We start from the raw sequence: 16,180 nt of genomic DNA on the forward strand, positions 1-16,180 counted from the left end.
GGGCTGCTTCCTGCACCTTTGCCCGCGCCACTACCACTCGACGTGCTGCCAGAAGACCCACCTCCATTTGCGGAAATGAGCAAACGCGGACCGGCGCTCGAGGTCCCGCTCGAATCGTAGCCGTAGTTTTCGTTGGCGCTGGTATTGTTCAACGCAGCAACTTTTGCGACGGGAGAGGGTGCTTTCGGCGTGCGGGCAACACCAACGGGTCCGCAATCGCCCGGTATCGTCGTGTAGCAGGGTGAAATGGGCGCTCCCGCAAGAGGAATAGCTCCGGCCTGCGCATTCACCAATCCTGGTATAGCGCTCGCAAGAACAATACAGCTCACCTTAAGAGCGGTTCTCAGATTTGATTTATAAGTAGTACTCATATTATCTCCAGTATGAAACGCGTATCTGTATCGCGCTCCCACGTTGGAAGGACGATGTGCGCTAAGAATGACAGGATGAGAAAGGCGTTCTGTGCGCTGTGCCACGCGACTGGAGGGTGTTGTGCCAGGATGGTGCGCGAGGCCTCATAAAACGATTGAGATGCCTCGCGCAGCGCTCTGGCCGAGTAATGCTATTTGGCCCGGAGGCCTGTTTCTGTCAGCTTTGTAAGTCGACGGCGTCTCGGCGGCGCCCCGTTAACCAATCGATCTGAAGCAAGCGAACTCGCTCAAATTCGAAGGGATGGCTAACAACGATTCGCTGTCGGTATCGACCACTACAAGCAGTGAACCGCAGTGCAGGACAAGCGCATCCAAGCACAGTGTGTTGCGGCTTTAGAGCGCTAGTGACTGCATTGGACAGGGCATGACGGGATCTTTCGCAATCTGACCAGCGACGGCGTCCCGATAACTTGCAAAAGGCTTGTATCTGGAAGGTGCCGATATCATCAAAAGATGATTGCGCGACACCTTTGGATTTGACGTTCGCAGAAATTTTAATACTCGCTTTTGCGACCTCCACCGCCGCTTCGTTTAGGACTACACGATCCGCGAGTAGCGCGACCAACAGGCATCGGGCGATATGCGCAATGCGAAGAGTGTCACCACGGAGATGCCTAAGGCCGTCATGTGGCCAACTGGCTCGAGCACGATGGACGACCACCTGGTCCGCGTTTCCCGAAACTGCTATCGACGATGAAGCATTGGTGATCGTTCGTCACTGCAATTGGCAGTAGCAGTGTCCGCAATTCTGCTCGGACGCAACGCCATTTTGTAGCGGGGTTAGATCGCTAGTCAGCCACCTTAAAATCTGCATCAGATAACTATCGTGGATGGTTGCGCTCTCAATCGATATTAAGTTTTTCGATCCATTCGGTACGGCACGAATAGTTCGCCGAAATCCCGTGCCACGTATAAGCAGCGCGCGATAATAGACGTACGGCATTGCCTAACGAGGGTAATTCACGAGAGTTTAATTCCCGGGTCAGAAGCGGGATTCTCGACAAGGCTTCGATACCACCCAATCTCGGCTCTAGCTTGAGAAAAGGTCATTGCGTCAGATCTACGGAGCTTGCACTGCAGGATTTGTTGCGTCGTAGCGATCAACACCGTGAACTTGGAAACACAGTTTTCGTATTTTCAAGCCCGATGGTTAGGGAGCGCATCAACGAGCGCTCAAGCATCTTCCCAAGTGGTTCGGAAAGTGTGCGCCGAGGAGGAGGCGGAGCCAAGACCATCTGCTTCGTGGCTGCTTAACCGCTGCAGGGCCACCGCGATCTCTGCTGACTTGCTCCCTTTCATCAGGCGAGCGCAAGACGAATATTCCGACCCAGGCGTGAGTTCGGGGCGCACCTGGATCGTCATCGTACTCGATATCAAACGAGATCTTTCGACGTGGCATCCTGCTTGTTAAATCAAGCGGCCTGCCACGTGCAACAACGTACAAGACCCGTCCATACTCAATACGCGCCGTCGCGCTTGAAGATGACTTTGAACGTCTTCAGCAGAATTAGTATGTCGAGCGCAAGCGAACACTTCTTCGCGTAAGAAACGTCCAGCGAAACCCGCGTCGCATAGTCGACATCGTTTCTTCCACTGACTTGCCATAAGCCTGTCATGCCCGGTTTGGTCGCCAGATAATAGTGCACGTCGGTGCCATATCTCTTCAGCTCCTCATCAACGATGGGTCGCGGACCAACAAGGCTCATCTCGCCGCGAAGTACGTTCCAGAGTTGAGGAAGTTCGTCGAGACTTGTGCGGCGTAGCAACCGGCCGATTGGTGTAATCCGGATATCGTTCTTGAGCTTGAAATCCCGTTCCCATTCCTCGCGCGCCTTCGGATCGGTTGCCAAAAGCTGCTTGAGGACCACGTCCGCGCCGGTGACCATGGAGCGGAATTTCAGGCACCGGAATTTCCGGCCGTTGCGGCCTATCCGAACATGGCCGAATACAGGGCGGCCTCCGTCGCTCATCACAATGGCGCCCATGATGAGAAGGATCGGCGACATTGCGATCAGCAGGGAAGACGCGCCGACAATATCGATGGTCCGCTTGACGACGTTCCTTGTTGTAAGCGACAAATCCATGCCGCCAGCGATTTCTTCAGGTTGAGCCCCTTGGCTAGGTGACACATCGAGAGAAGCGTCCGGCGAGGCGACGTCCAGGCAGGATGTTGAGTCGGGCGAGCTATCTCCGCGAGACACGGATAATTCACGACTGTGGGCCGCCGGAATACTGGCCGGCATAAGTTGTCTCGACATGGCGCGTTTCTCCATCAGCACTTTCATTTGCGTCTCTCATTGGTGAGTCCATGGCTATGTTTATACCTTCGGGAGAAAACCAAGAACGTGCGTTGCCACACGGAAATGCGAGAGCGCCGATCATTCCTTGCGCCTGATGACCAAGAAGACTGCTTCATGGCAACTTGTTTAACGCGAGGACCAGATTCAAGGGTGGTTAAAAGGCCTGTCTAAACTGCACGGACTCAAAATGTGAATATCGTCTAATGAATCTGGTTGTGCGACCCACTATGGCGAGATTTGACTGAACGCTGTCGCGCGGCTGACGCTAAACTGTTCTAGTGACCGCGAGACACTCCTGGATCGTTGCGGGAGTTTCAATCGTGCTAGCAGCGGTCCACTCATTGCTATCGGGCAGTTGAGTTGGATCGTTAAATTTTTCGCAGGGACGCGCCGATCAGATCGCAGTGTGGTCGAGCGCGCGGAGTGTTTGATTCCCGCATGGGAAGATAGTGATGTTGCTACATCGGAATATGTCTCGTCGTTAGCTTCAGTCGTAAGCTGCCCCGTCATAGAGCAAAGGGCACTGGAGTTGGGCGCAATGCGCCGCCGCAGAGCCAAAGTTCTATAGGAAACCAACAGGCTAGGTGCGTCTCGCAAGCGGCCAAAAAATTAAAGACGTAAGACCGTATCCGTCGTCGATGCTCCGGTCGCTTTTCGAAGGGACGCGACTCGCGAATTGAAACGGAACGCGTCTGCACGCTGGGTGTCTACATAGGCATGCCGTCTTTTTACACACATGTCGCCTGAAGCGCTGAACGCCAATCTCGCTTATAGCGAATGCCTACTGAATCCATGCGCATGACTGTCGGATCTCTTGCAGCGCTTAGGTGCATCCGCTCGCCGAAAGGCGTGAAAGAAAAGTGCCAATCCACAAGCATAAGGATAACTAATCAATTTCAGCGACGGAGAAATAACGGAGAGAGTTTGTAATAAGGTCGCCATTGAAGAGTAATTTTTAAGGTATCGTCTGGCACTTTGGATGTGCCACGCAGGAGAGGGCACAAGCGTTGCTGAAGAATGCCGCTCGCTTTGGCGTCGCAGCCACCGCTGCTCTACTCATTTACTGGATCGCCATGACACCCGCACAAAATCGAATACGTACTCCACTTCTCACCGTTGTAATTCCGGCATACAACGTGGACGGATACATTGAAGAGGCGCTTGATTCGGTGCTTTCACAGCCTTACATCGACGACATCGAAATTGTCGTGATCGACGATGGGTCGAGCGACTCTACGTTTGATGTCGTCAAAAGGGTGATGGACCGGGATCCCGCGGGCCATATCCGTTTGATCCGCCAGAGTAATCGCGGACTTAGCGGCGCGCGCAACGCGGGCATCGCGGTAGTGCGGACGCCCTATGTAGGATTTCTGGATGGCGACGATATCTTCTTGCCGGATTTTTCGGCCAGCATTGTGCCGTTGTTAACGGAAGGCACATGGGACATGCTCGAATACAACGTGTCCATTATCGACAACCACAGCCAGAACCTCGACACGATCGAAGTGGTCCCGCAAGCTGTCGTCGGCGGCAGTCCAGTCGATCACACTACGCGGATGCATTTCGCCGAGGGCTTCCACACATTCGTGTGGGCTCGAGTCTATCGAAGCAGTTTGTTCGGGCCGGCACCATTTCCGCTCGGCCGGCACTATGAGGATATCGCGGTGGTGCCATCGGTTTATCTGAGCGCCGATTCCGTGTTCAAGATTGCTCGCCCGTTAATCGGTTACCGTCGCCGGTTCGGTAGCATTACGCAGGGATCGCCGGTGCAGGACGTGCGCGACTTGCAGGTAACCGGTCGGGAAGTACTTAAAAAGATCACGGACGGTGAGCAAAAAGAATTCTGGCTGACCATTTTCCGCAACCTGTTTAGACGGGCGTGTCACATCTGTGCTCGCGTCGACCGGGCTTCATTCAGTGATGGATTAGTGACGATCAAACAAATGGCCGCCGATTACGAAAAGATCCAGGCAGCCTCTGCTGATCGACATACATCGGGCACCGAGTCGCTCGGCCGGTTCGCACTGAATGTTCGTACCGACCGCTCTTTGCACTTCGCGAAAAGCTTTGCGAAAAAGGTTTTGCGTCGTGACCTCGGCCGCCATCATCGCGAGCGGCCCACGATTCCTGCCTGAAACGAGGCGTGTGACTCCATACTCGCACCGGGCAACGCGGGGGCGTCGGCGGGCGTTTTTGTAATCTGCGCGCCAGGACACGCTTCTGGGCGACCTTACACGCTGCCCAGCAGACGCTCCCATTCCGGCAGGATGCAATCAATCGAGAAATCTTTGGCGCGTGCGCGGCGCGTCGCTTTCGCGCCGTCAGCATCGGCCGTCGTCAGCTCTCGCGTCATCGCATCGGCCAATTCGTTGACGGCGCCGTTGGCGATGAGTGTGCCGTGACGACCACCATCGAGTACCTCCCGTGGACCGGACGGACAATCGGTTGAGATGATGCGCGCGCCTTGATAGAGTGCCTCAATCAACACCAGCGACAAACCTTCGAAGCGCGAGGACGTAACAAAGAGTGAAGCGTGTGCCATCGCGTGATGCGGGCTGATGAAGCCGGGCAGATGCACCCGGCCCGCAATGCCGAGTGAGCCCGCTAGCCGCGCAAGTGCATCACGCTCCTCACCTTGACCCAGGATGACGAGATCCACATCCGGAACACGCTCCGAGACAACCGCGAATGCCTGGATCAGCAGGTCGAAGCCTTTCTGGCTTGTAAGGCGCCCTACAGAGAGCACGAAGGGCTTTTTCATCCACGGCGCCACGGCGAGTGCGTCGGCCATGCGACTGTCGATGCCCGCAATGTCAATCGGGTTGTAGATGCAGGCGATTCGGGAGGCGTGTCGCGGGAACATCGCCCGCAGGCTCTGCGTTACGCCTTCGCTAACGCCGATGGTTTGGTGAGCGAAATACAAGTTCAAACTGAAGAGCGCTTTGTAGATGACTCGCTGCACGGTGCCCTTGTTCGCAAGAAACACCTTCAGATCCTTGTGCAGCCAGAGCACGACGGGCTTGCGAAAGACCGCGCCGAACATCGCCGCAGCCAGATGCGTCTTGATCTCGAGCGACCCAACAATTACGCCTGCCTCGCACAGGGCGCCCCAGAGCGATGCGGCCCGGCCGCCGCGTGCGGCGAAGACTGACTTTCCGGCGCGCACAAGATTCTCGGGCAGCGCGTGGTCGGCACGCTTCTCGCTGAAGGTATGGATCCGAGCTTTGCCCCCCCGCGCAACGATACCGCTCACCACGCTCAGAGTTACGAGTTCCGCGCCGCCACCCCGGATGTCCTGCATCAGAAACAGTGCATTTTTCATGTTTTCTGCCAAGGATTTATCTCACCCGTGACCATGTTTTGCCCTGGTGATTACCCCCCGATCTCGATCCAGGGGGCGAGGGGCCTGGTAGGAGCATCACGGCAATTGCCCTTGAGATCGTTCAGTTCGGATGGTGCGTAGCGCGTTCTTTCCTTTGTTGTCTCTTTTCTCAAAAATTGGACGCCGGTGAAAAAAGATGCCGTCGGCCGTCAACAAGACTGACATTTCTTTATTGCTGATTCCGTGGGCAAGCGCACAAATCGTTCAAATTCCGGAATATTTTTTTGCAAGGGCAACCAATCGGCCTGCCTACCTGCAGGACGAAGAAAGTGATGACTGTCTAGAACTACCGTGTCGTATATCCCAGAGGAGCTGAAACAATACGGACCTCGGTGAGGAAAGGCGCGCCATACAGGCACCAATGCCCCAGCGCGGAGTGACGAGAGAATCAGACACGAGGTGCTGCGCGCTGGGAAGCCGCATGGGGCATAGATTGCGGATAAGGCAAGTGTGTCGCTGATTGCGGCGGTTTTTACTACCCACTTGAATGATGCGTTGAGCGACAAGAAATCTGTGAGACACAATGCACGGCAATGGCGCTGCCTCGTTACGATGTTTCGCGACGCAATGGCGTCGAGGGCGCAAATGTTGTCCAAAGCGGACGGCTTTTAGGTCAGCTCGGTGAAACAATGTCAAGCGACCAACGTTTTCCGAGTTGTTTGTGGAAGAGCGACGCACGCAATAGAAGTCGCTTCAGTGCGAAGTGCTGTCGGATCGGTCTGGAGCTCGACAAGAACGCTTGTGTGCGCTCAGATCGCGGAAAAGAACGCCTGTGACGGCCGCGTTCATGCGCGGGTTGATGGTTATTTTGGCGTGATTTTCCGTCGCACGCTGGCTGTGACGAAGACGTGTTTCGCGTTTTCCAGTTCAGGGATCGTGGCTTGCAGCCCGATAGCCGTACAGGTAATCAGTCACTTACTTGCATGAGCTTCGGGACAATCGGCAAGCGCGCGCTTGAAAAAACGCTTGGCCGCCCAGACACGACGCTTATGTAGCAGGATATCGAGTTCGACGCTGTGCTGATCAACTGGACCCCACAGCAGATAAGACTCGCTGCACAGCGTAACAAACTCTTCGTCGATGGTAAGTGCAACCCGGGCGCAACGCGCAGCCTTGACGTAATGCGCGAAGCCCGCGCCGACTAGTGCAGTAGCACCAGATTGTTTCATAGCGAATGCTGCCGCGAAAATTCAAGTAATCAACATTCCTGCCCGCTCCAATGCCTCACGCTGTGTTAGTTGCGCCCTCCCGGTTCGAACCACTGCGCCTCTGTCGCTCCTGCTGTGCTTGGAGCTCGCGGTGCAGGCGCCGGTCGCGTTATAGCTAGAAATGTGATGTGCGGTAGCGCACAGAAATAAGGGCGGTCAAAACATACTGTGTGCTACTGCTCGTACTTTGCTTTCTGTTTTTCCCAGCAACCTAACGCACAACGCAGGGAGTCCGCCTGCTTGCGTCCAATTTCGAGCTGACGTAAGCCGTGCCAGCACGGATAGTCCGCCTTCCAGGTTGTAACCGAGGGTTGTGCGCGCGATCTCGGGTGCGCACCAAAACGAAGTTCCGACTCGCTTCATACTCCCGCCAAAGGTTTCGATGAGTCAGAAATCTCCGCTTGCGAATGCTACTGTTCTCCGAAATGATGATGTAAGTCTTTCAGGCTATTTCGCCTTGCCCACTGCAAACCGTTGGCCGGTCTGCGGAATCGCCGGCATCATCGTCGCCGTGCGTTTTGCTCACGTGTTTATTTCGCTGCCGACATGTCAGGCTAGCGTCCTCGTTCAGGGTGAAGATAGTTTTCCAAGCACTGATTTGAAGCGTCCTTTGCGCAACGTCCTGTATGTTTGACGTCAAATTAGAGGCAGCGGCCGCGATAAAAATTCTCCAGTCGAGAATGGTGATTGGGGAAGCTGTCGACGAGATAAACCTGGACACCAGAGCTAAGCCAACGCGTCTCCCGTTCCTCAGAATTTGGCTGGCCTGGTATGGTAAGGTTTTTTCCGATCCAACTATCCTTAACTCTAGCGGTCACGCGTGGGGCGACGAGTGGCTCGACCCGGTCGAAGGGGTCGAAGGACACGTTGGTGCAACGGTCGTTTTGAAACAACTCGATAGCCCGATCAAGTTACGCGTGAATTCGACGGACACGAAGCCAGGCACTCAATTTGTGCTGACAAAATTGTCTCTCGGAAAAATAGTGGAATATCCTCAAATGCGGCGCAACTTTCCGAAGAGCGGTCGAAGGGACATTGGGGATATCAGCGCTTCCTTGTTGGGTTTGAACCGGCAGTTGACTTGCCTCGCGCGGGTCGGGATCGGCAATACTTGCGCCGATGAGAACCCGGAAGGCCAGCCAACGGAAGTTGTGATGTTGCTCGCATCTTTGAACGATCTGCTTCCGCAACTCAAGGACGACATTGAGCATACTCAAGGCCGCTGCTACGACATGCGCAATCACATAGCCGTGTTCAATGTCAGGGAGAAATGTAAGCCTTATCTGTGGCAAGCCGCTGGTGCGCAACGCAGTCTCCTCGAACTGAAGGATAAGCGCGCGGCACTTTACTCGACCTACGCGCCGGGTCGCCCCGGGAATCAACTGCTCGGCCGGCAGGATGGCATGCTAAGCGCGATTGGATCAATGGAGCAGCGACAGGCGTTGCCGGGCCTCGAACAGAATGCGGTGAGCTCGACCGGTGACGCATGCATTGACAACGAACTTTACGTGACTCGCTTCGAGGCAACTCAGGTGGCCGAGGTTGTGGAGACAGCCATGCACTTCGAGCAGGAGAATGCCTGCGTAAAGGGTGTGATCTGCAACGGACTCGAGGCGGACGTCGATCGCCGCTAGCCGGTGCGCGCTGGTCTTTATCGCAATGGGTCCTATCTCGAAGCCGTATGCACTGGCGTAGAGTTGCAGAAGAGCTGGATCTTGCAGAGCACGATCGGAGTAGCGAACAAAACTCACCGGCTTTCGACGGGGATAAATGTGAATATAAAACACTCGTTCGTAAGTGTCGCTGGAGTCGTACTCAGTCAGGCGCTCAATTTCGTTTCGATCTTATTGATCGGAAAGTATTGTGGTCCGACGGAACTTGGGTATTTCAGTCAACTCATGGCCGCCGGACTTTTTACCGGCACAATAATCGGCCTGCGCTTGGAGGTCGCGTGCCTAGCGGCAAACAAAACGCTCGCCGTTCGGGCAATGACGAGTTCTAGCGTGGTCGCCATCGTAATCGGCCTCGCGCTCGTAGTCACCACCACGGTAGCCGCTCATGCAGAGTACATACCTGTTATCGGCCTCGCGTTTGGCGTGTTCCTGCAACAGGCGTTGTGCGCGGCACTCACCAGCGAAAGAAAATACACAAAGATCGCTACCATCCGGTTTTTCCCGAATGCTGTTTTCTTCATCTGTTTTTTCTGTCTAATGGCGTTTTCGAAAGGTGAGTGCACCGGATTCGGCATATTCAACCTGTATAGCTGGATCTTTCTCGCTTCGAATTTTTGCCTGGCATCAATTTACCTTTACTCCGCGCGCCGGATGATCCCAGTGACCGTAGTGAAGTTCTCCGCGCTGCAAATTCAGTACGCCAAATATGGCGTGCCGACCACTGCGCTGAACTCCTTCGTGATCTATGCATCTGCGATCCTGATCCCCTTGATCTTCGATCATCGTGACGCCGGTATCTTCGCACTCGCGTATCGCGTAGGTTACTTTCCTGCATCTCTTCTATCGCAAAGCCTTGGCGCTATCTTTCGCCGCGATCTGGTCGATTACTTCGACGTTGAAAGACAGGGAGGCGTGAATCCCTCGAAGCAGTTCTTCACCATGCTGACGCTCATTAGTCTCGCTCTCGTGGCAGCCTGCTATGCCGGCCTAAGCCTGCTCATCCATCTGAAGATGGGTGACGAATGGGAACCGTCTATGTCAGTGTATGTGCTCTTTATCCCGTATTTCATCACAATGGCGATGTACAGTTCAATGGCACAGGTATTCATTGTCGTGAATCGGCAAAAGATAGACTTGGTGATTCAGACAGCGAGTGCCGTAACTATATTCATGAGCCTTGCGCTAGCGCATTTTTTCGGACTCAAATTTTTCTACACGCTCCTGTTGATCAGCGTCGGCGGAACGATCGTGGCAAGCGCGGGTACCTGCGCGGCGCTCAAGATCGGTAAGGGATCCGGTGCTTATCGGACCCGCCAACCCGGCTTGGAAACGCAATGACGCTGGTGCTTAATTGTTGGTTTTAGACGCGCTCAGTTCGGGAGAAGATGTTGCTGAAAACGAGCGAATGCGCTAGCTAATAGAATGATTCGTTGAATGTCGGATTTCGACGCGAAACCAAGACGATCGAAAGTAGGGCGGCGTGAGTGAGTTGCCCGATCCGGTAAATTGCTCTGAGGGTGCATTCCGATGCTCGCCGTGCTGACGTTGCAGCCGCTTGGTTGGTCATCATCGTTTCGCGTTGCCGATCCTGTCGATCTTCACGACCAAAACTGCAACTGGTCAATTCGTTGCGGGCACCGAAATGCGTCGCGCGATGGTGTCTGGAGGACGCGTAGTGAACGGTCCTCCATTTGCAAATCGGCACCGACCTGGCGATAAATAGCGCCGGGGGTCTCGTCACCGCGCCGCCGTTCGATAACAGTCACGTCGAATGGTGGCGAAAAGAGCAATTCTTGGTGACCAGCATGTTGCACTGCTTGAGTCGTACTCGCGCCAAGAAGCAGATTGTCCTAACTGGATTCCCGAGCGACCGCGACTTTGCAATGACGCGTTCGCGGCGTTGTTGATGACCAACCATATCCAGGACCACTGACTTATATCCGCACTCAGACTCAGACCAAGGGGATATCCCGATCTGCTTCTCATCAATGATCGTAAAGGGTACCGTCACATGACGGGCGTAAGATAAGCACCCGACAGGAAACGCTGCGACGCAGGAATCGTGGCGCTATAAGCTTTGATTGCCGCGGCCAGGTTTGGTCTGATCAAGTTGCGATTGAAATCATAAATGGAATAGCTATCGCCTTCCCCGTTTTCGGGATCGCCGTTGCGCACGACGTACCAAAATGCCTTTTGCACGGAGCCATTGTTCATCAGCGCGGTCAATTGATTGAAGGCCGCAGTTTGCCCCGCATCGGTGCCGTCCATCCCGTTGTTAGTTTCCGTCAACCAAAGTTTCTTAGGACCGTTGGTGACAACACTCGTCATCGTATTTATGAAAGCTTGAATCATGAGCGTATATGCGCTGCTGCTGAAATATGGATGGATATCAACAACATCTACGATGGAATTCAAGGTACTAGATGCGCTTGATGTATTGTTTCCCAAAGCTTTGACGTCGTCGGTCGCCTGGACCAACATGCTTCCTTTGGGGGGCGTCCAGCCATCTTTGGGATATGCCGAGTTGTAAAAATAGGAGATGCCCTGGCTATGCAGGACAGCTTGGTAGCCTAACTGCTTCTTGACATTGAATACTTGCCTGGCTTCTGTATAAAGTGTCTTTTCGCGATTCACGATGTATCCCGAGATACCCTTCGGATCTCCGTACGAGGGATCTGTCGCAGCAAACCCCCAATTGATTTCATTGAACAACTCGATATCGGCGGTAAAAGGCAACACGACGTCCATGAGCGAGCTCAAGTATTTGGTAAAGATCGCATCGCAGAAGTCAAGCCGGGGGGAATCGCTACTTGGAGGACGCTGAACATTGGCACATTTGTAGGCACTGAAGGGCGCGTACATACCTACTTGGAAAAGAATTTTCATTCCTCTCGTGCGCGCTGCATTGAGAAGAGACTTTAGAAAGACCACCTTATTTGGGTCCAGCGTGCTGCCATCTGGCAGAACCATGAAATCCCACGAAATACTAAGGCGAACCGTTCCGACTCCCAGTCCGGTAACGAGGTCGAGGTCTTTTGAGCATTCAGAGAGGGCCGTCTGATCAGCACTCCAAAGATTGCAATTCACGTCCATAGCGAATCGATCGGCGCCATTTCCAGTCGGTGGCGGTTGGAGCGCGATTTGTTGCGCGTTTGAGCTCTTCGTTTGCGCGACGACCAGCAGCGGCTGCCCGCACCATATTGCCAGCGGGATGAATAATGCGAGGAACTTGAGTTTCATTTCTTTCCCTTGAATCGTGATGTTTTAAATCAATTCCACACCGTCACGGTGACTTGGCCGACGGCCATCACTTGCTCACGCAATGACACTCATGGGTTGGAACTCGCTGCAACAGAGTCGCGGAGTTCCGCGGCAAAGTCAAAATCAGGAACCGTCTTGCGAACAGTTGCAACCAGGTAGGTTCAAATTTCCGAACCTGCCGGAGGCAGAGCGTTCAACGCGCAGTCGCAAAGTGGAGGTGGCTTACTTGCGTACAGCATCAATCGCCTATTCCCGCTTTTTGCAGCGCAATGCGACTATTGGCCCCCCCATCGACCTTGCTGACAAGGGCAGGGTCATTTGAGACCGCGCCGGCGGGTTGCGTGGGCGCATCTGCAGCCAAACCGGAATTGACGGCCTTAGCGGCTACCGAACTTGAAATTGCATCGCCTGAGCCCTCGCCACCGCAACCATATAGGGCTAGCGCTCCGGCGGAGAGCACCAGGATCGAGAAAAACTTTCTTCGTTGAGAATATCGACCGGACGAAGTATCCAGTCTTAGGGCGCATTTGCGGGCGAAAAACATTTCTTTGCCAGTGCCGGTTGAAGCCGGCTATAGAGCGAACAACGTTCGCGTCGAAAGGACGTTGTCACGTGATCACGTTACAACGCGTCGGATTCCTAAACAATTAAGTTCATTAGGAAAACATATCAATTAGTAAAAACGGAATTAGGGTTGTAAAGCGCGGCTCCCACCATTAAGGTAGCGCGGGGCGGATGCGGCACGGTTGGCGAATTAGTTCCGGATCGCTATAAAAGAATTGCAATTCGAACTTGCATCAGCAAAGCATTTGCACCCAACGAGACCTGATGATACATAAATGAAACAAAAAAGTATCGCTGCCAGGTAAAAATTTGTTATTCATCGTAAGAATAATAGGTAATATATGCCGTTGAGGACTGCGTAATCTATCTGCGATGGGTGTTAGTAAGCATCGGCGGATAGGTCTCGACTCGTATTCCAGTGGGCGGCGCCCACCTCCAGAAAATCCGCAAATCGTTACGGCGTGCGCGTTCGACAACAGCGAGGAACGCCAATCGCAGTCAGCTGCATTCAAGGCATTGGCGTTTGAGCGGGCCTGGATCTTGAATCTATGCGCCCAAATCAGAATGGCGCGGAGCATTTCAGAAGAAGGACGCAGGAATCGAAATGCGGCAGAACGGGGTTTTATTTACCGCCGAAAATACAGGCCCGACACTGGCCTAAACTGGCAGGTCTATCCCCGTGTGGAGTGCAACATGCGTTTCGCGGGTTCTTAGTGCGCCAATTGATCCATGCCTCGTTCTTGTTCGGACTTTGTGCCCATTGAGAAATTGCTCAGACGGACCAAAAAGTATTTGCATTCCTAAGCATTGAGCGGAGTATGACCCATGCACGTCGACACCGAGCTTGATGCGGGCATCCTGCGCTAGCACCACCTCGAGAAGTGGCACTGTGCGTCTTCTCGCAGCAATTGAACGTACAAAAAATAACTGTTCATCGCCTGCTGGCAGAGGTTGAACTGCCTGAATCGGCGGCGTTCAACGGCCTTCGCAAATCGACGCTTTCCTCCGTACACTGCTGAGACGCTCAAGAAGTTTCCTTTACTCACGGCCAGTCACCTAAATGCGATGCTCTATAAGCGCGAACACCGCGGCGGCCGACATTAATTCATGCGCCTGGTCGCTCTATAGTCGACGACCGGTGGCCGAGGCGTACCTTGCGGGTAGAAGAAAGCCAATGCGAGTGCCTCCGGTAGTGGAACGACGGCGTTCACGAGCGAGCCTATATGCATGAAAAGGCTGAGATCGCAGATGTCGAGTCGGTCCAGAAAAGACCGACGGGTACCACTTTGCAGAGCACCGTATGCGCTTGCCGGCGCTTACGCTTTACCCAAAAATATCTCATGTCCTCGGGCGTGTGGCATCTTGCAAAGGTTGCACGAAAGGCCCTTTATCCGCGTCTGGCCGCGCTGTCGGATCCAAACCTTTGAGCTTTCGCTTAAATTTATTTCGTTCCGCTCCATAGTTCGCAGTAAGGTTTGCGTCCACTACGATGAGGGTGGTTACCGCTTCCCCTTGGAAGCGGCCGGCGTGCGCGCGTCATTGAAAAGCTGTGGTGAACATGGTCGTCTTAGTGCGGCCATCCTTCTGGAAGGCGACCATTGGCGCCGCACAAAAGCGCTCAAACGGCGGATGGAGTGAGAAAAGAGCCACCGTGATGTGCCCATTGCAATTTCTGGTCCGTCAGTAAAATCTATGGGCGAGTTCTGGCTCAGGAAGTTTGCCAAGTACGTGATATAGCGAGAGTTCCGTCATTTTGAAGGTGCGATATCCATAGGCTTTTCTCATAGTGACTTTGGCTTTCGAAAGGCCCTTTATCCGCGTCTGGCCGCGCTGTCGGATCCAAACCTTTGAGCTTTCGCTTAAATTTATTTCGTTCCGCTCCATAGTTCGCAGTAAGGTTTGCGTCCACTACGATGAGGGTGGTTACCGCTTCCCCTTGGAAGCGGCCGGCGTGCGCGCGTCATTGAAAAGCTGTGGTGAACATGGTCGTCTTAGTGCGGCCATCCTTCTGGAAGGCGACCATTGGCGCCGCACAAAAGCGCTCAAACGGCGGATGGAGTGAGAAAAGAGCCACCGTGATGTGCCCATTGCAATTTCTGGTCCGTCAGTAAAATCTATGGGCGAGTTCTGGCTCAGGAAGTTTGCCAAGTACGTGATATAGCGAGAGTTCCGTCATTTTGAAGGTGCGATATCCATAGGCTTTTCTCATAGTGACTTTGGCTTTGTTGTTCAGTCCCTCAACGATGCCACTGGAGAACGCCTTTCGCGCCCGGAAATAGTTGAGCAACAGCTCTCGATGGGTGCGTACTGTGCGAGCGAATTTCTTGAGCGGGTCGATGCGCGAGCGCATGACCTCGCTGCACCACTGATCCAGGAATTTGCCTGCCCATGCGGGTGACTCGTAGTCCCAGAATTGCTGGAAGTATTCTTTGAAGAGGTAGGCCCGTACGCTCTTGAGGTTATAGCGCAGCACCTCACGCAGCTTGATGCGCTGGGAGTCGGTCAGGTTCCCCGGGCGCTTGAGCAGACACCAGCGCGACTTCTTAAGCACCGGCTCGTAGCCGTCCTTGACCAGTTGGCGTGCTTCGCCCGCACGGACCTCGTCGATGGCAAGATTGAGTTTAGCGACGATGTGAAAGCGGTCCAGAATGTTCAGCGCCCCTGTGCAATGCAGTTTGATCATGTCCAGATAGGGTTTCCACATGTCCGAACACACAAACTCGATGCCCTGCGCCAGTTCCGTGCCGATCATATCGAAGAACTTCTGGAACGCTTCTTTGGTGCGCTTCTCGCCCACCCAGAGCAGGCGCGTGCAGCCCGCCTCGATCTGGTAGACCAGTGTCAGATACTCATGACCACGACCGTAGGCGATTTCGTCCACGCCGATGGCCCGGATATGCCCCAGCTCGCGATGCTCCAGACCCCATTGCACGACATAGGCCACGGCCTGTTGGACCTTCTCCCAACTGGTGTGGAAGGACTGTGCCGTGTCCTTCCATGAAAGCTTGCGCGCCCAGTGCGCCAAGTACAGCATGTACGCCCTGGTCAACTGGTGCTTGCCCATTGCCCAGGGCACCTCCTCTACCTTGACCCCACATCGCCTGCATTCCACGCGCCTCATGCTGTACAGTAAAAACACCGCAAAGCCCCAGATCGGGATGAACTCGAAGCGGCGTTGGGGCAGTTGGTCGTAGCCCCTGGCGGGTTGATGGCATCCTGAGCAGCACGCTCTGGAGCCTTTGCGCGGGCGCACATCGATCTCGATAGTATTGCTATGCATGCACAAGCGCGCGGTACCGTAGACGAAGCCAGGGAAATGGTGGCAGGCATTAAGCAGACGAGTCAAAAGCATGAGCAACAA

8 protein-coding genes and 1 pseudogene are annotated in these 16,180 nt (G+C 54.3%); 4 read left to right on the forward strand and 5 right to left on the reverse strand.

The features are described from left to right. Nucleotides 1–1,888: 1,888 nt before the first annotated feature. Nucleotides 1,889–2,572, reverse strand: a pseudogene (locus ACMX25_RS32255) (sugar transferase); the annotation flags it as partial. 1,166 nt (nt 2,573–3,738) lie between these two features. Here ACMX25_RS32255 and ACMX25_RS32260 point away from each other — a divergent pair. Continuing rightward, nucleotides 3,739–4,866, forward strand: coding sequence for a glycosyltransferase family 2 protein (locus ACMX25_RS32260; protein WP_414953962.1), 1,128 nt, complete (start codon nt 3,739–3,741; stop codon nt 4,864–4,866). A gap of 95 nt (nt 4,867–4,961) precedes the next feature. Here ACMX25_RS32260 and ACMX25_RS32265 read toward each other — a convergent pair whose 3' ends face one another. Both ACMX25_RS32265 and ACMX25_RS32270 read right to left on the reverse strand, forming a co-directional pair. Further along, entirely contained in the window at nt 4,962–6,053 is a 1,092-nt protein-coding gene (locus ACMX25_RS32265; protein WP_414953963.1) for a glycosyltransferase, read from the reverse strand. 971 nt (nt 6,054–7,024) lie between these two features. Next, a complete protein-coding gene (locus ACMX25_RS32270; RefSeq protein WP_414953964.1) occupies nt 7,025–7,282 on the reverse strand; it encodes a DDE-type integrase/transposase/recombinase in 258 nt (85 codons plus the stop codon). A gap of 421 nt (nt 7,283–7,703) precedes the next feature. Between ACMX25_RS32270 and ACMX25_RS32275 the strand changes: the two genes are divergently transcribed. The 3 genes from ACMX25_RS32275 to ACMX25_RS32285 all read left to right on the forward strand — a co-directional run bounded on the left by ACMX25_RS32275 (nt 7,704) and on the right by ACMX25_RS32285 (nt 10,332). Continuing rightward, nucleotides 7,704–7,955, forward strand: a complete 252-nt coding sequence (locus ACMX25_RS32275) for a hypothetical protein (protein ID WP_414953965.1) — start codon at nt 7,704–7,706, stop codon at nt 7,953–7,955. Next, complete coding sequence (locus ACMX25_RS32280; protein ID WP_414953966.1) at nt 7,948–8,955, forward strand: hypothetical protein; 1,008 nt, start codon at nt 7,948–7,950, stop codon at nt 8,953–8,955. Before ACMX25_RS32275 ends, ACMX25_RS32280 begins: the two co-directional genes overlap by 8 nt. A gap of 81 nt (nt 8,956–9,036) precedes the next feature. Then, entirely contained in the window at nt 9,037–10,332 is a 1,296-nt protein-coding gene (locus tag ACMX25_RS32285; protein ID WP_414953967.1) for a lipopolysaccharide biosynthesis protein, read from the forward strand. Between the two features lie 669 nt (nt 10,333–11,001). On the opposite strand, the gene ACMX25_RS32290 is transcribed toward ACMX25_RS32285, so the two are convergent. Beyond that, nucleotides 11,002–12,234, reverse strand: coding sequence for a glycosyl hydrolase (locus tag ACMX25_RS32290; protein WP_414953968.1), 1,233 nt, complete (start codon nt 12,232–12,234; stop codon nt 11,002–11,004). A gap of 2,689 nt (nt 12,235–14,923) precedes the next feature. After that, the coding region (locus tag ACMX25_RS32295; protein ID WP_414950301.1) for an ISL3 family transposase at nt 14,924–16,180 on the reverse strand (1,257 nt) is incomplete at its 5' end.

Source organism: Caballeronia eucalypticola (genome assembly GCF_047608185.1).
Lineage (GTDB): Bacteria > Pseudomonadota > Gammaproteobacteria > Burkholderiales > Burkholderiaceae > Caballeronia.